At 73.1% G+C, this 15,653-nt stretch carries 12 protein-coding genes; 8 read left to right on the top strand and 4 right to left on the bottom strand.

Annotation, left to right across the window (positions count from 1 at the left end):
• Window positions 1-196 precede the first annotated feature (196 nt).
• On the bottom strand, window positions 197-1,159 hold the full coding sequence (locus ACIP93_RS09105; protein ID WP_401756977.1) for an HAD family hydrolase: 963 nt from the start codon (window positions 1,157-1,159) through the stop codon (window positions 197-199).
• Between the two features lie 126 nt (window positions 1,160-1,285).
• Between ACIP93_RS09105 and ACIP93_RS09100 the strand changes: the two genes are divergently transcribed.
• The 5 genes from ACIP93_RS09100 (at window position 1,286) to ACIP93_RS09080 (ending at window position 6,959) form a co-directional block, all read left to right on the top strand.
• The gene (locus ACIP93_RS09100; RefSeq protein ID WP_345229117.1) at window positions 1,286-1,567 is read left to right on the top strand and encodes a glutaredoxin family protein; all 282 of its coding nucleotides are present in this window, start codon (window positions 1,286-1,288) and stop codon (window positions 1,565-1,567) included.
• A 379-nt stretch (window positions 1,568-1,946) separates the two neighbouring features.
• Window positions 1,947-2,717, top strand: coding sequence for a redox-sensing transcriptional repressor Rex (locus tag ACIP93_RS09095; RefSeq protein WP_345229116.1), 771 nt, complete (start codon window positions 1,947-1,949; stop codon window positions 2,715-2,717).
• The gene (locus ACIP93_RS09090; protein WP_401756975.1) at window positions 2,714-4,309 is read left to right on the top strand and encodes a glutamyl-tRNA reductase; all 1,596 of its coding nucleotides are present in this window, start codon (window positions 2,714-2,716) and stop codon (window positions 4,307-4,309) included. Before ACIP93_RS09095 ends, ACIP93_RS09090 begins: the two co-directional genes overlap by 4 nt.
• A complete protein-coding gene (gene hemC / locus ACIP93_RS09085) occupies window positions 4,306-5,280 on the top strand; it encodes a hydroxymethylbilane synthase (protein WP_345229114.1) in 975 nt (324 codons plus the stop codon). Before ACIP93_RS09090 ends, hemC begins: the two co-directional genes overlap by 4 nt.
• Window positions 5,277-6,959 (top strand): bifunctional uroporphyrinogen-III C-methyltransferase/uroporphyrinogen-III synthase, encoded by a 1,683-nt coding sequence (locus tag ACIP93_RS09080; protein WP_345229113.1) that lies wholly within the window; start codon window positions 5,277-5,279, stop codon window positions 6,957-6,959. Before hemC ends, ACIP93_RS09080 begins: the two co-directional genes overlap by 4 nt.
• A gap of 119 nt (window positions 6,960-7,078) precedes the next feature.
• Here ACIP93_RS09080 and ACIP93_RS09075 read toward each other — a convergent pair whose 3' ends face one another.
• On the bottom strand, window positions 7,079-7,945 hold the full coding sequence (locus tag ACIP93_RS09075) for an ANTAR domain-containing protein (protein ID WP_401756972.1): 867 nt from the start codon (window positions 7,943-7,945) through the stop codon (window positions 7,079-7,081).
• 188 nt (window positions 7,946-8,133) lie between these two features.
• Here ACIP93_RS09075 and hemB point away from each other — a divergent pair, with 188 nt between their 5' ends.
• A complete protein-coding gene (gene hemB, locus ACIP93_RS09070; protein WP_345229111.1) occupies window positions 8,134-9,126 on the top strand; it encodes a porphobilinogen synthase in 993 nt (330 codons plus the stop codon).
• Window positions 9,127-9,214: 88 nt separating this feature from the next.
• On the opposite strand, the gene ACIP93_RS09065 is transcribed toward hemB, so the two are convergent.
• On the bottom strand, window positions 9,215-9,931 hold the full coding sequence (locus tag ACIP93_RS09065; protein WP_401756970.1) for a DUF4232 domain-containing protein: 717 nt from the start codon (window positions 9,929-9,931) through the stop codon (window positions 9,215-9,217).
• A 208-nt stretch (window positions 9,932-10,139) separates the two neighbouring features.
• On the opposite strand from ACIP93_RS09065, the gene ACIP93_RS09060 reads away from it, so the two are divergent.
• Window positions 10,140-11,900 (top strand): helix-turn-helix domain-containing protein, encoded by a 1,761-nt coding sequence (locus tag ACIP93_RS09060; protein WP_401756969.1) that lies wholly within the window; start codon window positions 10,140-10,142, stop codon window positions 11,898-11,900.
• A gap of 77 nt (window positions 11,901-11,977) precedes the next feature.
• On the opposite strand, the gene argS is transcribed toward ACIP93_RS09060, so the two are convergent.
• Window positions 11,978-13,738 (bottom strand): arginine--tRNA ligase, encoded by a 1,761-nt coding sequence (argS, locus tag ACIP93_RS09055; RefSeq protein WP_401756967.1) that lies wholly within the window; start codon window positions 13,736-13,738, stop codon window positions 11,978-11,980.
• A 164-nt stretch (window positions 13,739-13,902) separates the two neighbouring features.
• Between argS and lysS the strand changes: the two genes are divergently transcribed.
• Window positions 13,903-15,639 carry a lysine--tRNA ligase gene (lysS, locus tag ACIP93_RS09050; RefSeq protein WP_345229089.1) on the top strand — a complete coding sequence of 579 codons (1,737 nt, stop codon included), beginning with the start codon at window positions 13,903-13,905 and terminating at the stop codon, window positions 15,637-15,639.
• The last annotated feature ends 14 nt before the right edge of the window (window positions 15,640-15,653 follow it).

Here is a 15,653-nt window from a genome sequence, read left to right as displayed (position 1 = left end):
GGGGGTTTGGGGGGGCCCGGGGGGGGGGGTGCGCGCGGGGCGGGGCGAGGGGGGGGGGGCCGGGGGGGGGGGCCCCCCCCGGGGGGGGGGCGGGGGGGGGGGGGGGCCCCGCCCCCGGGGGGGGGGGCGGGCCCCGGCCCTTCTCCGTACGAAAGGGAGGGGAAGGCGGTACGGAGGGGACGGAGGCGGAGGTCCGTCAGTGGCGGCGGCGGTGCAGGGCGAGGGCGGCGGCGGTGCCGCCGGCCAGGGCGCCGACTCCGGCAGCGGCCGGGATGCCGACCTTCGCGGCCTTGCGTCCGGTGCGGTAGTCGCGCAGCCGCCACTCGCGCTCGCGGGCGTACTTGCGGAGCTTGGCGTCGGGGTTGATCGCGTAGGGGTGGCCGACGAGCGAGAGCATCGGGATGTCGTTGTGGCTGTCGCTGTACGCGGCGCAGCGGGTGAGGTCCAGGCCCTCGGCGGCGGCGAGCGCGCGGACGGCTTCCGCCTTCGCGGGGCCGTGCAGGGGCTCGCCGACCAGACGGCCGGTGTAGACGCCGTCGTGGGACTCGGCGACCGTGCCCAGCGCGCCGGTCAGGCCGAGGCGGCGGGCGATGATCGTCGCGGTCTCGACGGGGGCGGCGGTCACCAGCCAGACCTTCTGCCCGGCGTCCAGGTGGGCCTGGGCGAGGGCGCGGGTGCCGGGCCAGATGCGCTCGGCCATGTACTCGTCGTAGATCTCCTCGCCGATGGTCATCAGCTCGGAGACCTTGTGGCCCTTCACGATGGACAGCGCGCTCTCGCGGGCGTCCTGCATGTGCTCGGGGTCCTCGACGCCGGCCAGCCGGAACCAGGCCTGCTGCCAGGCGAAGCGGGCCAGCTCCTGGCGCTCGAAGAACTTCCGCTTGTACAGGCCGCGGCCGAAGTGGAAGATCGCGGCGCCCTGCATGACCGTGTTGTCGAGATCGAAGAAGGCGGCGGCCTGGGTGTCGCCGGGGACCGGGAACGCGGGCTCGGTCGGCTGCGCGGATTCCGGGGCTGCCGGGTCGGCGGCGCGGGCCGCTTCCAGGTGGTCGAGTTCCTGTGACGTCTTGCGTGCTGCTTCGGCTGCAGCCTCGCCCGCCAGCACGCTCCGTGCGGTCGCGGAGCGCCTACGGGGGGTGAGCCATCCCAGTGCGGCCATGTCGTGAGCATAGCGATTCTGTTCGGAACTTCCCGAGCGGGAGGGCTGCGGAGGTGTGAACTCTCCGCGTCCGGTCCGTTACGGCGCGCCCGGGCGGGCGTCGGCGGGGGCGGTCAGAATGGAGGGATGAGTCCTTTGCTGCGGCGGAAGAAGAAGGAGCCCGCGTCGGGTGAGCGGGTGGTGACGTTGATCGGTAAGCCCGGGTGTCATCTGTGCGATGACGCGCGGGTGGTGGTGGAAGAGGTGTGCGGGGGGATGGGGGTGCGGTGGGAGGAGCTCGACATCTCCGTGGACGCGGAGCTGCACCGGGAGTACTGGGAGCAGATTCCGGTGGTGCTGGTGGACGGGGAGCAGCACACGTTCTGGAAGGTGGACGGGGAGAGGCTGCGGCGGGCGCTCGGGGGGTGAGGGGGCTCGGCCTCCTGTGGATGTGCGGCCGGTGCGGGTGCCGGCGTGGAGGGCGTCCGGGTGGGCCGGGAGCGGGCGGGCCCGTCGCCGAGGGGGCTGGGGGGAAGGGGGAGGGGGCGTAGCATCGGAGGTGGTTTGGGTGGGCTTGGGGGTTGGGTTGTGAGGAGAGTGTCCGGGTTTGCCCCCGAAGCGATGGCGACGTCACCGTGCGTGTTCTGGTTCCAGGGTGACGCGGCGTGAACGCGTGACCCCGGTCACTTTGCTTGGACAAATCGGACACAATCTTTGTGCACGCGTTCACAAAGACATAGCCTGCATCCGACGGGGCGGTCTTGGGACATACGGCCGCCTGCAGCCCCGCTCATCCCGCAGGAGCACCGTGGCAACTGGCCGAACTCACCGACCGGCGACCCGTAGCCGAGGCATTCCCGAGGCCACCGTCGCCCGACTTCCGCTGTATCTGCGCGCCCTTACCGCGCTCTCCGAGCGCTCGGTTCCGACCGTGTCGTCGGAGGAGCTGGCCGCGGCCGCGGGGGTCAACTCCGCGAAGCTGCGGAAGGACTTCTCGTACCTCGGGTCCTACGGGACGCGGGGCGTGGGGTACGACGTCGAGTACCTCGTCTACCAGATCTCGCGTGAGCTGGGGCTCACCCAGGACTGGCCCGTCGTCATCGTCGGCATCGGCAATCTCGGTGCGGCGCTGGCCAACTACGGAGGGTTCGCCTCGCGCGGCTTCCGGGTGGCCGCGCTGATCGACGCGGACCCCGCGATGGCCGGGAAGCCGGTCGCCGGGATGCCCGTCCAGCACACCGACGAGCTGGAGAAGATCATCGAGGACAACGGCGTCTCGATCGGCGTCATCGCGACCCCGGCGGGCGCCGCCCAGCAGGTCAGCGAGCGGCTGATCGCGGCCGGGGTCACCTCGATCCTGAATTTCGCGCCGACGGTGCTCCAGGTGCCGGACGGCGTCGACGTGCGCAAGGTCGACCTGTCGATCGAGCTGCAGATCCTCGCGTTCCACGAGCAGCGCAAGGCCGGTGACGCGGAGGCCGCGGCCGCCGCTGCCGCGTCGGTGCTGCCGCCCCGGGCCGCCGAGGGCACTCCCCGGAAGGGACCCGACGGCGACGTGCCCGCCGTGATGCCGGCATGAGTCTTCTGGTCGTCGGGCTGAGCCACCGCAGCGCGCCCGTCAGTGTGCTGGAGCGCGCCTCGCTGTCGGTGGAGGCGAAGGCGAAGCTGCTCCAGGACGCGCTGGCGTCGGAGCCCGCCGCCGAGGCGACGGTGCTCGCCACGTGCAACCGCATCGAGCTGTACGCGGACGTGGAGAAGTTCCACGCGGGTGTCGCCGAACTGTCCACGCTGCTGGCGCAGCACAGCGGGGTGGGGCTGGAGGAGCTGACCCCTCATCTGTACGTGCACTACGAGGACAGGGCGGTGCACCACCTGTTCTCGGTGGCGTGCGGGCTCGACTCGATGGTCGTCGGAGAGGGGCAGATCCTCGGGCAGATCAAGGACGCGCTGGCGCTCGGCCAGGAACTGCACACCGTGGGCCGGCTCATCAACGACCTGTTCCAGCAGGCGCTGCGGGTCGGCAAGCGCGCGCACTCCGAGACCGGGATCGACCGGGCCGGGCAGTCGCTGGTCACCTTCGGGCTGGAGCAGCTCGCCGCCGGCGCGCCGGTCGACGCCTGGGCCGCCGGGAAGCGGGCCCTGGTGATCGGCGCCGGGTCGATGTCCTCGCTGGCCGCCGCCACCCTGGTACGGGTCGGGGTCGCCGAGGTCGTCGTCGCCAACCGCACCGCGGCGCGCGCGGAGCGGCTGGCCGAGACCCTCAACCAGTCGGGCGGGTCCGCCAGGGCCGTGCCGATGGACGAGGTGGCCCAGGAGCTGACACGAGTCGACGTGGCGATCTCCTGCACCGGGGCGACGGGTCTGGTCCTCACCGTCGAGGATGTCGCCGCGGCCCTCGGTCTGGACGCCGCGGACGCGTCCGGCGGGGCCGAGCCCGGTCACGTACCGCAGATGCGGCACGAGGCCGACCCCAATTCCCTCGAACTGCACGCCGCGTGGGCCGACAACGGGGAGGCGGCCGCGCAGGCGCAGCCCCGGATCAGGCCGCTGGGCGACAGCGGGCGGGCCGTGCGGCTCGCGCTGCTCGACCTGGCGATGCCGCGCGACATCGACGGCGCCGCGCACCGCCTCGACGGGGTGCGCCTGGTGGACATCGAGTCGCTCGCCGACGCCTCGGCGGACGCCCCCATGGCCGCCGACGTGGACCGGGTGCGCCAGATCGTCGCCGACGAGGTGGCCGCCTTCGGCGCCGCCCAGCGTGCCGCGCAGATCACCCCGACCGTGGTGGCGCTGCGCAGCATGGCCGCGGACGTGGTGACCAACGAGGTGGCGCGGCTGGAGGGCCGGCTGCCGGGGCTGGACGCCAAGCAGCGGGCCGAGATCACCCAGACCGTCCGGCGGGTGGTCGACAAACTGCTGCACGCGCCGACCGTACGGGTCAAGCAGCTGGCCAGCGAGCCCGGCGGCGCCGGGTACGCGGACGCGCTGCGCGAGCTGTTCGACCTCGACCCGCAGACGGTCGCGGCCGTCAGCCGGGCCGACGGGCCGAAGGGTCCGCAGGGCCTGCCGGGTCTGCCGGAACTGCCGGGGATGCAGAGTCCCGAGAGCGCCCTGCTGGGCGAAACGAACGACACCATGGGTGCCGAGAGCGCGAAGAGAGGTCGGGCATGACTGATGCCGTGAAGGCCGGTACGGCCTTGAAGCTGGGGACCCGGCGCAGCAGGCTCGCCATGGCCCAGTCCGGCCACGTCGCCGCGTGGGTGCGGGAACTCACCGGCCGCGACGTGGAGCTGGTGGAGATCACCACCTACGGCGACGTGTCGAAGGAGCAGCTCGCCCAGATCGGCGGCACCGGCGTCTTCGTCACCGCGCTGCGCGACGCGCTGCTGCGGGGCGAGGTCGACTTCGCCGTGCACTCGCTCAAGGACCTGCCGACCGCGCAGCCCGCGGAGCTGGCGCTGGCCGCCGTGCCGGTGCGGGAGGACCCCCGCGACGTCCTCGTGGCGCGGGACGGGCTGACCTTCGCGCAGCTCCCCGACGGGGCGCGGATCGGCACCGGTTCGCCGCGCCGGATGGCGCAGCTGAACGCGTACGCCCGCAGCCACGGGATGCGGATCGAGACCGTGCCGATCCGGGGGAACATCGACACCCGGGTCGGATACGTACGGAACGGCGAGCTGGACGCGGTGGTTCTCGCCGCGGCCGGGCTGCGCCGCATCGGCAGGGTCGAGGAGGTGTCCGAGTTCCTGGACACCGCGATCGTCCTGCCCGCCCCCGGCCAGGGGGCGCTGGCCGTCGAGTGCACGGCAGCCAATGCCGGCCTCGCCGCCGTGCTCGCCGAGCTCGACGACCCGCACACGCGGTTCGCCGTGACGGCCGAGCGTGCCCTGCTCGCCGCCCTGGAGGCCGGTTGCAGTGCTCCTGTCGGAGCCCTGGCCGACTTCTTGGTTGACGGGCAGATTGTCAATGAAATGCGCCTGCGGGGCGTCGTCGGCTCGACCGACGGCGCCGAGCTGGTGCAGCTGTCCACTACCGGTCCCGTACCCACGTCGCACCACGCCGCGGAGGCTCTCGGGCGCGAACTCGCGTCGGAGATGCTCGCCAAGGGTGCGGCCGGTCTTATGGGGGAGCGAGCACTTTGAGCCCCACACCTGCATCCTCGGCGTCCTCGGTGTTCTCTGCACCCGGGCACGTCACCTTCCTCGGCGCCGGTCCCGGAGATCCGGGCCTGCTGACGCTGCGCGCCGTCGAGGCGCTCGCGAGCGCGGACGTGCTCATCGCCGAGCCGGCCGTCCTCGACGTCGTACGCGCTCATGCCAAGGCAGGGGTAAGTACGCCGCAACTGGCCGTGGTTGACGACTCGTCAGTAACTCCGGGCACGCCTGCGATCCGGACGCCCATGTCGTCCAAGGTCGTGGTCAATCTTGTCATGGAGGCTGCGCGCAGCGGCAAGCGGGTGGTCCGTGCGGTCTGCGGCGACCCCGGGCTCGACGGCAACGCGGGCGAGGAGATGCTCGCGTGCGCGGCCGAGGGCGTCGCCTTCGAGGTCGTGCCCGGCGTCGCCACCGCGGTCGGCGTGCCCGCCTACGCGGGGGTGCCGCTGCGCGACGCCGGGGGCGTCGACGTGCGCTTCGTGGACGCGCGGACGGCGGACGAGCGGTGCTGGAGCGAGGTGGGCGCCAGTGACGCGACCGCCGTCGTGTCGACGACGCTCGACTCGGTCGCGGCCGCCGCGGGTGAGCTGGTCTCGGCCGGGCGCAAGCCCGACACCCCGATGACGGTCACCGTCGCGGGCACCACGACGCGTCAGCGGACCTGGAACGCCACCCTCGGCACCGTCGCCCAGGTGCTCAAGCAGGCCAAGGTGCTGCCCTCCCCGGAGGGCCACCAGCCCGTCATAGCCGTGGTCGGCGAGCGCGGTGCCGCCGACCGGCGCGAGCAGCTCTCGTGGTTCGAGTCGAAGCCGCTCTTCGGGTGGCGGGTGCTCGTGCCGCGGACGAAGGAGCAGGCGGCGTCGCTCTCCGACCAGCTCAGGTCGTACGGCGCCGTGCCGCACGAGGTCCCGACGATCGCCGTCGAGCCGCCCCGCACCCCGCAGCAGATGGAGCGGGCGGTGAAGGGCCTGGTCACCGGACGGTACGAGTGGATCGCCTTCACGTCCGTGAACGCCGTGAAGGCGGTGCGGGAGAAGTTCGAGGAGTACGGGCTCGACGCCCGGGCCTTCGCGGGGATCAAGGTCGCGGCCGTCGGCGAGCAGACGGCGGCCTCGCTGGTGGAGTTCGGGGTCAAGCCCGACCTCGTGCCCAGTGGTGAGCAGTCGGCCGCCGGTCTGCTGGAGGACTGGCCGCCGTACGACCCGGTCTTCGACCCGATCGACCGGGTCTTCCTGCCGCGTGCCGACATCGCGACGGAGACGCTGGTCGCCGGGCTCATCGAGCTCGGGTGGGAGGTCGACGACGTCACGGCCTACCGGACCGTGCGGGCCTCGCCGCCGCCGGCGGACACCCGGGAGGCGATCAAGGGCGGTGGCTTCGACGCGGTGCTCTTCACGTCGTCGAGCACCGTGCGCAACCTGGTCGGCATCGCGGGGAAGCCGCACAACGTGACCGTCATCGCGTGCATCGGCCCGGCCACGGCCAAGACCGCCGAGGAGCACGGGCTGCGGGTCGACGTGCTGTCGCCGGAGCCGTCGGTGCTGCGGCTGGCGGAGGCGCTGGCCGAGTTCGGGGCGGCCCGGCGGGCGGCGGCGCTGGAGGCCGGCGAGCACGTGGCGCGGCCGAGCGAGCGGCGGCCGGGTTCGCGCAGGCGGCGCACGACGTAGTCGGGTGCTTCGGGCAGGGGCGGTGCGCGGGGATTTCCCCGCGGGCCGCCCCTTTTCCGTACGCCTGCTCGTGTGCGTCTGCTCCCGGGCGTCTGCATCTCCTGCGTACGGGAAGGGGCTCAGCGGCGGTGGACGGCCGTGCCGCGGTGGCGGGCGCCGAGGGAGTGCAGGCACTCCAGGGCGTCCAGCAGGACGGTCCGGTTGTACCAGGCGAGCCACTGGCCGGCCTGGGCGCCGAGGGCGGCGAGGGTCTCGCTCTGCCCGGCGGAGACGCCCTTGATCGTGTGGCCGAGGTGTGCGGAGACCATGCCGACGCAGCCGCCCGCGGGGGTGGTGAGGGGCAGGCTGTGCACGGCGCGGGCGCCGGCGGCGAGGACCGCCCGGCGGGAGGCCTCGTCGAAGACCGGGTCGGCCTCGACGTCGTGGACGGTGACCTGGGCGACGTTGCGGGCGGCGAGGGAGCAGGCGGTGCCGTCGTCGCCGACGTGCGCGAAGAAGTCGACGAAGTCGTCGCTGAGGCCGGTGTGCTGCTCCAGGCGCAGGCCGCCGCGGACGCGGTCGGGGAGCTGGACGTTGCCCATCGAGGTGTCGAGCACGGCGAGGGCCCGGCTCAGTACGGAGCGCAGGACGGCGGCCTGGTGGGGCTCCTCGCGGCGGTTGTTCTCCCGGGCGGCGGGGAAGGTCAGCGGCGGCGCGGGCAGCCGGGCGCGCCGCGGGAACCAGAGGGGGCTGCGGGGATCGGGGCGGGGGGTGCGGACGACGGCCTCGACGAGCTGGCGCAGGCGGACGTTGTGCTGCTGGGAGGCGCGCTGGAGGAGGGCGAAGGCGGACTCGCCGTCGGGCAGGGAGTAGCGCTCCTGGAGGATGCCCTGGGCCTGGGAGACGAGGGGGTGGGTCTGGGCGCGGGCCCGGAGGTGGCGGAGCTCGCCGCGGAGGCGTTCGAGTTCGGGGTCCCGGGAGGCGCCGGGGGTGCGGGGGTCCGTCACGGGGCGGGTCCTTTCGGGGCGGCCATGTCCGGGGGCTGGGGGCCTGGGCGACCCCCTAGCTGACCACACCGGCGGGACGGGACGGGAGAGGGGTGGGCGGCGCCCCGGTGCTTCCGGGCGCGGTGGGCGGCGCGGGGGCCGACAGGCGGTCGGTAAAGGACGCCGGGCGGCGGGCGTAGCGTGGACGCATGACTGTGTATGGCTCTTTTCCGGGGGCTCGGCCCCGGCGGTTGCGCACCACTCCGGCGATGCGGCGCATGGTCGCCCAGACCCGGCTGGACCCGGCGGACCTGATCCTGCCCGCGTTCGTGCGCGAGGGGATCACCGAGCCGGTGGCCATCGGCGCGATGCCCGGGGTGTACCAGCACACGCTGGACACCCTGCGGAAGGCGGCGGCGGAGGCCGTGGCGGCGGGCGTCTCCGGGATCATGCTGTTCGGCGTCCCCGAGGACGCGAAGAAGGACGCGGCGGGCACGGCGGGCACCGACCCGGACGGCATCCTCCAGGTCGCGCTGCGCGCGGTGCGCGAGGAGGTCGGGGACGACCTCGTGGTGATGTCCGACCTGTGCCTGGACGAGTTCACCGACCACGGGCACTGCGGCGTGCTGGACGCGCGGGGGCGGGTCGACAACGACGCGACGCTGGAGCGCTACGCCGAGATGGCGCAGGTGCAGGCCGACGCGGGCGCCCACGTGGTCGGCCCCAGCGGCATGATGGACGGCCAGGTCGGGGTCGTGCGCGACGCGTTGGACGGGATCGGACGGGAGGACGTGTCGATCCTCGCGTACACCGCGAAGTACTCGAGCGCGTTCTACGGGCCGTTCCGGGAGGCCGTCGGGTCCTCGCTCACGGGTGACCGCAAGACGTACCAGCAGGACCCGGCCAACTCCCGGGAGTCGCTGCGGGAGCTGGCGCTCGACCTGGAGGAGGGGGCGGACATGGTGATGGTGAAGCCCGCCGGTCCGTACCTGGACATCCTCGCGAAGGTCGCCGAGAGCGTGGACGTGCCGGTGGCGGCGTACCAGATCAGCGGCGAGTACGCGATGGTCGAGGCCGCCGCCGAGAAGGGGTGGATCGAGCGGGACCGGGCGATCCTGGAGACCCTGACGGGGATCAAGCGGGCCGGCGGGCAGATGATCCTGACGTACTGGGCGACGGAGGCGGCGGGGATGCTGCGCTGAGGGGGTGCGGTCGGCGCGGGTGGCCCGGGGCCGGGGCGCGGGTCCCGGCCCCGGGACGCTGGGCGAGTTCTCGCCGCGGGCGGAGGGCTCAGAGGCTGCTGACGTCGTCCAGGTCGGACTGCCAGAAGGAGACCCGGATGCTGCTGTCGACGTAGACGCCCTTCGCGGGGAGGCGGACCGGGGCGAAGGCGTCGAGGTTGCGGTGGTCCTTGTCGTAGAAGCCGATGGACAGGGACTTCGCCGTGTGGCCGGGGTCCGGGGTGCCCGTGGGGGAGGAGAGCTTCACGGCGGCGTACCCGCTCTCGCCGGGCTGGAGGCTCACCACGGCCTGCGGCTGGGTGTCCTCCATGGCCGGCGGCACGGACTGCGCGCCCTCGAAGCGGACGACCGGGGCGTAGTAAAGGTCGCAGAGCTTCGAGCCCTTGTTGGTGGCGGTGAGGATCATCGTGTTGAGGGGGCGGGAGACGACCTGCGCGGTGACCTTGAGGCGGGAGGCGTCGCAGACGGGACGGCGGGCGGGGGCGTTCGGGTCCGCGTGCTTGGGGGTGGTGCGGGGCTTGGTGCCGGCGGGCGTGCCGGAGGTGGCCCTGCCGGTGCCGGTGCCGGTCTGGGTGTCCGGGGCCGGAGCGGTGCCCGAGGGCTTGTCGTCGGTGGACTCCGGGCCGGTGGTGGGGGAGGAGGCGTGGGCGGCGCCGGCGTCCTTGGTGCCGCCGCCGTTGTCGCAGGCGGTCAGGGAGAGGGTGGCGGCGAGGGCGACCGAGGCTGCGGCGAACAGGCGAGTGCGGCGGGCGGTGCGTACGGACATGGTGGCTCTCTTCTCGGTGTGAGGGAGGTACGGGGAGCGGGCCGCTCACCCCGTTGCCGGGGGCGGCGTGCTTTGATGCCCAGAGCTTGTACGAGCTGCCGTCCCAGTGGCCACAGTTGACGGGCAGTCCGGGACGCTGGAACGTTCGTACCGGCCTTGACCTGCGGCGATGTGGTGTTCCTGGAACGCCGGGATGGGATGGGGAGCGGTGTCCGAGACTGAGGAGCCGGCCGAACTCGCGGAGTTCCTGCGCGAGCTGAAGGGCCGTTCGGGCCTCAGCTACGGGGTGCTGGCCAAGCGGCTGCACATGAGTACGTCGACGTTGCACCGGTACTGCAACGGGGACGCCGTCCCGACGGAATTCGCCCCCCTGGAGCGGCTGGCCAGGCTGTGCAGGGCCGCGCCGGAGGAGATGGTGCGCGTCCACAGGCTGTGGATTCTGGCGGACGCGGGGCGGGGGAAGAGGGCGGCTGGGGCAGGGGCGTCGGGGGTGGGCGCGGCTGCGGTCGGGGCGTCGGGGCCCGTGCCGTCGGGAGCCGCGTCGGGGGAGACGGTGCCGGAGTCGTTGCCGGAGGGTGGGGCCGCCGCCGTGGCTCCCCGGCCGGTGACGGGCACCGGCTCCGCGCCCGGGGTTCGGCCGGAGGCGGGTGGCGGGGCTGGCGGCCGGGTCGTTCCGGGCGCCGGGGGCGGCTCAGAGGACGACGGGGCCGCGCCGGTCGCCGGGACCGCTCCGGGCACCGGGGTCGTGCCGGGCGGCGGCGCCGGTCCAGGTGGCGGGCCCGCCACCGGCGGAGGGCCCGCCACCGGCGGCGTGGGCGCGTCCGGTGCGCAGACCGTGTCCGGGGAGGCCGCGTCCGGTGCGCAGGCCGGGCACCCTGACCGAGCCGCGCCCGGTGGGCACGTTCCGTCCGATGCCCAGGCCGCTTCCCGGCACGACCCGTTGGTCTCCTCCCACGGCGGTTCCGGCGCGGGCGTCGACCTCCCCGCCGCGTCGGGCCCCGGGCACAAGCGGCGGCGCAAGGTGTTCGTCGGGGCGGGGACGGTACTCGCCGTCGCCGTCGCCGTCTCCGCCGTGCTCGTGACGCAGGCCCTGGACGGCAGGGCGGGGGACGGGCGTTCCGACGGCCGAACCGCCGCAGGCGCGCTGTCCTCGGCCGGGCCGAGGGCGAGCGCCGGTGCGCAGGCGGACGGGCACGCGGGCGGCCCCGGCACCGACGGTGACGGTCCGGCGACCTCGCCGCCCGCCTCCCCCTCCGGGCCCGGGAAGCCCTCCGCCCCGCCCGCGGAAGGGCAGGGCAAGGGCGGAGCGCGCGGAAAGGGGGGCGGCAACGGTACGAGCGGTGGCGGGGGCGACCGCAGTGCCGTGCCCTTCTCGGCCGCCGTACGGCCCTTCGTCTTCGAGACCCCGTGCGGCCCGCACTTCCTCGTCGACAGCCCGCCGGACAAGGTCGCCCCGCCGCCCGGCGAGCAGGACGCCCCCGGCTGGGTCGCCGCCAACGGCGCCGTCCCCGCCGACGAACAGCTCGTGGCGCTCACGCTCCAGGGCCGGTCGAAGCAGACCGTCGTCCTGGAGGCGCTGCACGTGCGTGTCGTGAGGACCGGCGCACCGCTCGCCTGGAACCGGTACGACGGCACCTCCGCGTGCGGCGGCAACGTCGACACCACGTCGTTCTCGGTCGACCTGGATGCCGCCCGCCCCGCTCCCGTACCGCACGCGGGGCAGCGGGACTTCCCGTACAAGATCAGCGAGACGGACCCCGAGGTCTTCTACGTCAAGGCGAAGGCCCGTGCGCACGAGGTGAGTTGGTACCTGGAGCTGGAGTGGTCCAGCGCCGGGCGGCGCGGCGTCCAGCGGATCGACGACCGGGGCAGGCCGTTCCGCACCAGCGGAGGGGCCGGCCGGCCCGCCTACCAGCACATGCTGGGCGGCACCGCGTGGGAGAAGTCGACGGACGAGCAGGGGTCGTAGGAGCTTGCGGGGACGCGTACGGCCCGGCGGGAAGAAAAGGATTCCGCCGGGCCGTACGCGTTCACGAAAAGGAGGGGTCAGAGCCGCTCGGGGGTACGGATGCCCAGCAGGGCCAGGCCCTGGTGCAGGGTGCGCGCCGTCAGCTCGCACAGGAAGAGGCGGTTCTCGACCTGCGCCGGGGTGTCGGCCTTGAGGACCGGGCACTCCGCGTAGAAGGAGGTGTAGAGGGAGGACAGCTGGTAGACGTACGCGGCCAGCTTGTGCGGCTCGTACGCGGTGGCTGCCTCCGCCAGGACCTCGCCGAACTGGTCCAGGTGCAGGCCCAGCGCCCGCTCCTGCGGGGCGAGTTCGAGCTCCGGGTGAGCGGCCGGAGCGGCCTCGCCGCGCAGCCGCAGGATCGACTGGATACGGGCGTACGCGTACTGCGAGTACACCGACGTGTCGCCGTTCAGCGACACCATCTGGTCCAGGTCGAACTTGTAGTCGCGGGCGGCGGAGGTCGAGAGGTCCGCGTACTTCACCGCGCCGATGCCGATCTGCGCGCCGTTCTCGACGATCTCCGCCTCGGTCAGGCCGACCTTCTCGTTGTTCTTCTCCCGCACGACCGCCGTCGCCCGGTCGATTGCCTCGTCCAGGAGGTCCACCAGCCGTACGGTCTCGCCCTCACGGGTCTTGAACGGCTTGCCGTCCTTGCCGAGCACCGTGCCGAAGCCGAGCTGGTGGGCCGTGACGTCGTCCGTCAGCCAGCCCGCCCGCCGCGCCGTCTCGAAGACCATCCTGAAGTGCAGCGACTGGCGCACGTCCACGACGTACAGCAGGGTGTTCGCCTTCAGGTCGCCCACCCGGTTGCGGATCGCGGAGAGGTCGGTGGCCGCGTAGCCGTAGCCGCCGTTCGACTTCTTCACGATCAGCGGGGTCGGGTTGCCGTCCGGGCCCTTCACGTCGTCGAAGAAGACGCAGAGCGCCCCCTCGGAACGGACCGCGACGCCCGAGTCCTCCAGGATCCGGCAGGTCTCTTCGAGCATGTCGTTGTAGCCCGACTCGCCGACCACGTCCGCGTCGGCGATGTCCATGTCGAGCTTGTTGAAGACCGAGTAGAAGTAGATCTTGGACTCGTCGACGAACCGCTGCCACAGCGCGCGCGACTCCTCGTCGCCCGCCTGGAGCTGTACGACCCGGTCCCGGGCCCGCGTCTTGAACTCCTCGTCGGAGTCGAACAGGACCCGCGCTGCCTTGTAGATCCGGTTCAGGGCGGACATCGCCTCTTCGCCGTCGGCTCCCTGGTGGTCCAGGGCCCCCGGGTGCTCCACCAGGTACTGGATGAGCATGCCGAACTGGGTGCCCCAGTCGCCGATGTGGTGGCGCCTGACGACCTTCTCGCCGGTGAACTCCAGGATCTCGACCATCGCGGCGCCGATCACGGCGGAGCGGAGGTGGCCGACGTGCATCTCCTTGGCGACGTTCGGCTGGGCGTAGTCGACGACCGTCGTACCGGCGTTCTCGTGGTACGGAACGCCCAGGCGCGCGTCGGCGGCCCGCGCGGCCAGCGTCTCGATGATCGCCCGGTCGGAGACCGTGATGTTCAGGAAGCCGGGGCCCGAGACCTCGATGTCCTTCAGCACGTCCCCCGTGGCGAGCTTCTCGACGACCTGCGTCGCCAGCTCCCGCGGGTTCGCCTTCGCCTTCTTGGCGAGGGCCAGGATGCCGTTGGCCTGGAAGTCGGCCCGGTCGCTTCGGCGCAGCAGCGGGTCGGCCGGGGCGGCGTCCGGCAGGGCTGCCGAGAGCGCGTCCGCGAGCCGCTGGTTGACGGTCGAAGCGAGCGAGGGGACCGAGGCCATGGGGTGCCGTTCCTGTTGGTGAGTGCGTGGTGTGTGCTCCGAGTATTTCACGCAGGCCCCGGGCGGCCCGCGCAACCTTATTCGTGAGGCCTCCGTCTGCCCGTCTGGGAGAATGGCCCCGCCAGCCCTCACTCAATCCGGAGAACCTCCGGGGAACCAAGGACGTGCCGACCGTGTCCCAGAGCAGCACCCCCGAGACCGACTGGGTCTCCCGTTTCGCGGACGATGTCATCGCCGAGTCGGAGCGACGTGCGCCTGGCAAACCGGTCGTCGTCGCCTCCGGCCTGTCCCCCTCCGGTCCGATCCACCTGGGCAACCTCCGCGAGGTCATGACCCCGCACCTGGTCGCCGACGAGATCCGCCGCCGCGGGCACGCGGTCCGCCACCTCATCTCCTGGGACGACTACGACCGGTACCGCAAGGTCCCCAACGGCGTCCCGGGCATCGACGAGTCCTGGGCCGAGCACATCGGCAAGCCCCTGACCTCGGTCCCCGCCCCGGCCGGCTCCTCGTACCCGAACTGGGCCGAGCACTTCAAGGCGCCCATGGTGGCGGCCCTGGCCGAGCTGGGCGTGGAGTTCGACGGCATCAGCCAGACCGAGCAGTACACCGCGGGCGCCTACCGCGAGCAGGTCCTGCACGCGATGAAGCACCGCGCCGACATCGACGCCGTACTGGACCGCTACCGCACGAAGAAGGACCCGGCGGCCGCCAAGAAGTCCCAGAAGCCGGTGGACGAGGCCGAGCTGGAGGCGGCCGAGGGGTCGGGTGCGGCGAGCGAGGACGACGGAACGAGCGGTTCCGCCTACTACCCGTACAAGCCCTACTGCGGGCGGTGCGAGCGCGACCTGACCACCGTCACCTCCTACGACGACGCGTCGACCGAGCTGACGTACACCTGCGCGTGCGGCTTCACCGAGACCGTCTTCCTGAAGGAGTTCAACCGCGGCAAGCTGGTCTGGAAGGTCGACTGGCCGATGCGGTGGGCGTACGAGGGCGTGATCTTCGAGCCCAGCGGCGTCGACCACTCGTCGCCGGGGTCGTCCTTCGTGGTCGGCGGGCAGATCGTGCGCGAGGTCTTCGACGGCGTGCAGCCGATCGGCCCGATGTACGCCTTCGTCGGCATCTCGGGCATGGCCAAGATGTCGTCCTCCAAGGGCGGCGTGCCCACGCCCGGCGACGCGCTGAAGATCATGGAGGCGCCGCTGCTGCGCTGGCTGTACGCGCGCCGCAGGCCGAACCAGTCCTTCAAGATCGCCTTCGACCAGGAGATCCAGCGGCTGTACGACGAGTGGGACAAGCTGTCGCTGAAGGTGGCGGACGGTTCCGTGCTGCCGGCGGACGCGGCCGCCTACTCCCGGGCGGTCGGGACGGCCGCCGGTGAGCTGCCGCGCACGCCGCGCCCGCTGCCGTACCGGACGCTGGCCTCCGTCGCGGACATCACGGCCGGGGCACAGGACCAGACGCTGCGCATCCTGAGCGAGCTGGACCCGTCCGACCCGATCGCCTCGCTGGACGAGGTGCGGCCGCGCCTGGACCGGGCGGAGTCGTGGATCACCGCCTACGTGCCCGCCGACCAGCGGACGCTGGTGCGGGACGAGCCGGACACGGTCGCGCTGGGCGCGCTGGGCGACGCGGACCGGGAGTCGCTGCGGCTGCTGGTCGAGGGCCTGGACTCGCACTGGTCGCTGGACGGGCTGACCACGCTCGTCTACGGCGTGCCGAAGATCCAGGCGGGGCTGGCGGCGGACGCCAAGCCGACGCCGGAGCTGAAGGTGGCGCAGCGGACCTTCTTCGCGCTGCTGTACCAGTTGCTGGTGGGGCGGGACACCGGGCCGCGGCTGCCCACGCTGCTGCTGGCGGTGGGGGCGGAGCGGGTGCGGAAGCTGCTGGGGGCGTAGCTCGCCGGGAGCGG

Origin of the sequence: Streptomyces sp. NPDC088745, assembly GCF_044751045.1 — a bacterium.
GTDB classification, from domain to species: domain Bacteria; phylum Actinomycetota; class Actinomycetes; order Streptomycetales; family Streptomycetaceae; genus Streptomyces; species Streptomyces cremeus.
The sequence above is the reverse complement of the archived record's forward strand: the minus strand, read 5'-3'. Positions and strand labels throughout refer to the sequence as shown.

Excerpts from the sequence above, each read along its gene's own strand:
- hemC (WP_345229114.1), top strand. The coding sequence starts at position 4,306 with ATGACTGATGCCGTGAAGGCCGGTACGGCCTTGAAGCTGGGGACCCGG.
- hemB (WP_345229111.1), top strand. The coding sequence starts at position 8,134 with ATGACTGTGTATGGCTCTTTTCCGGGGGCTCGGCCCCGGCGGTTGCGC.
- ACIP93_RS09090 (WP_401756975.1), top strand. The coding sequence starts at position 2,714 with ATGAGTCTTCTGGTCGTCGGGCTGAGCCACCGCAGCGCGCCCGTCAGT.
- ACIP93_RS09105 (WP_401756977.1), bottom strand. The coding sequence starts at position 1,159 with ATGGCCGCACTGGGATGGCTCACCCCCCGTAGGCGCTCCGCGACCGCA.
- ACIP93_RS09065 (WP_401756970.1), bottom strand. The coding sequence starts at position 9,931 with ATGTCCGTACGCACCGCCCGCCGCACTCGCCTGTTCGCCGCAGCCTCG.
- argS (WP_401756967.1), bottom strand. The coding sequence starts at position 13,738 with ATGGCCTCGGTCCCCTCGCTCGCTTCGACCGTCAACCAGCGGCTCGCG.
- ACIP93_RS09100 (WP_345229117.1), top strand. The coding sequence starts at position 1,286 with ATGAGTCCTTTGCTGCGGCGGAAGAAGAAGGAGCCCGCGTCGGGTGAG.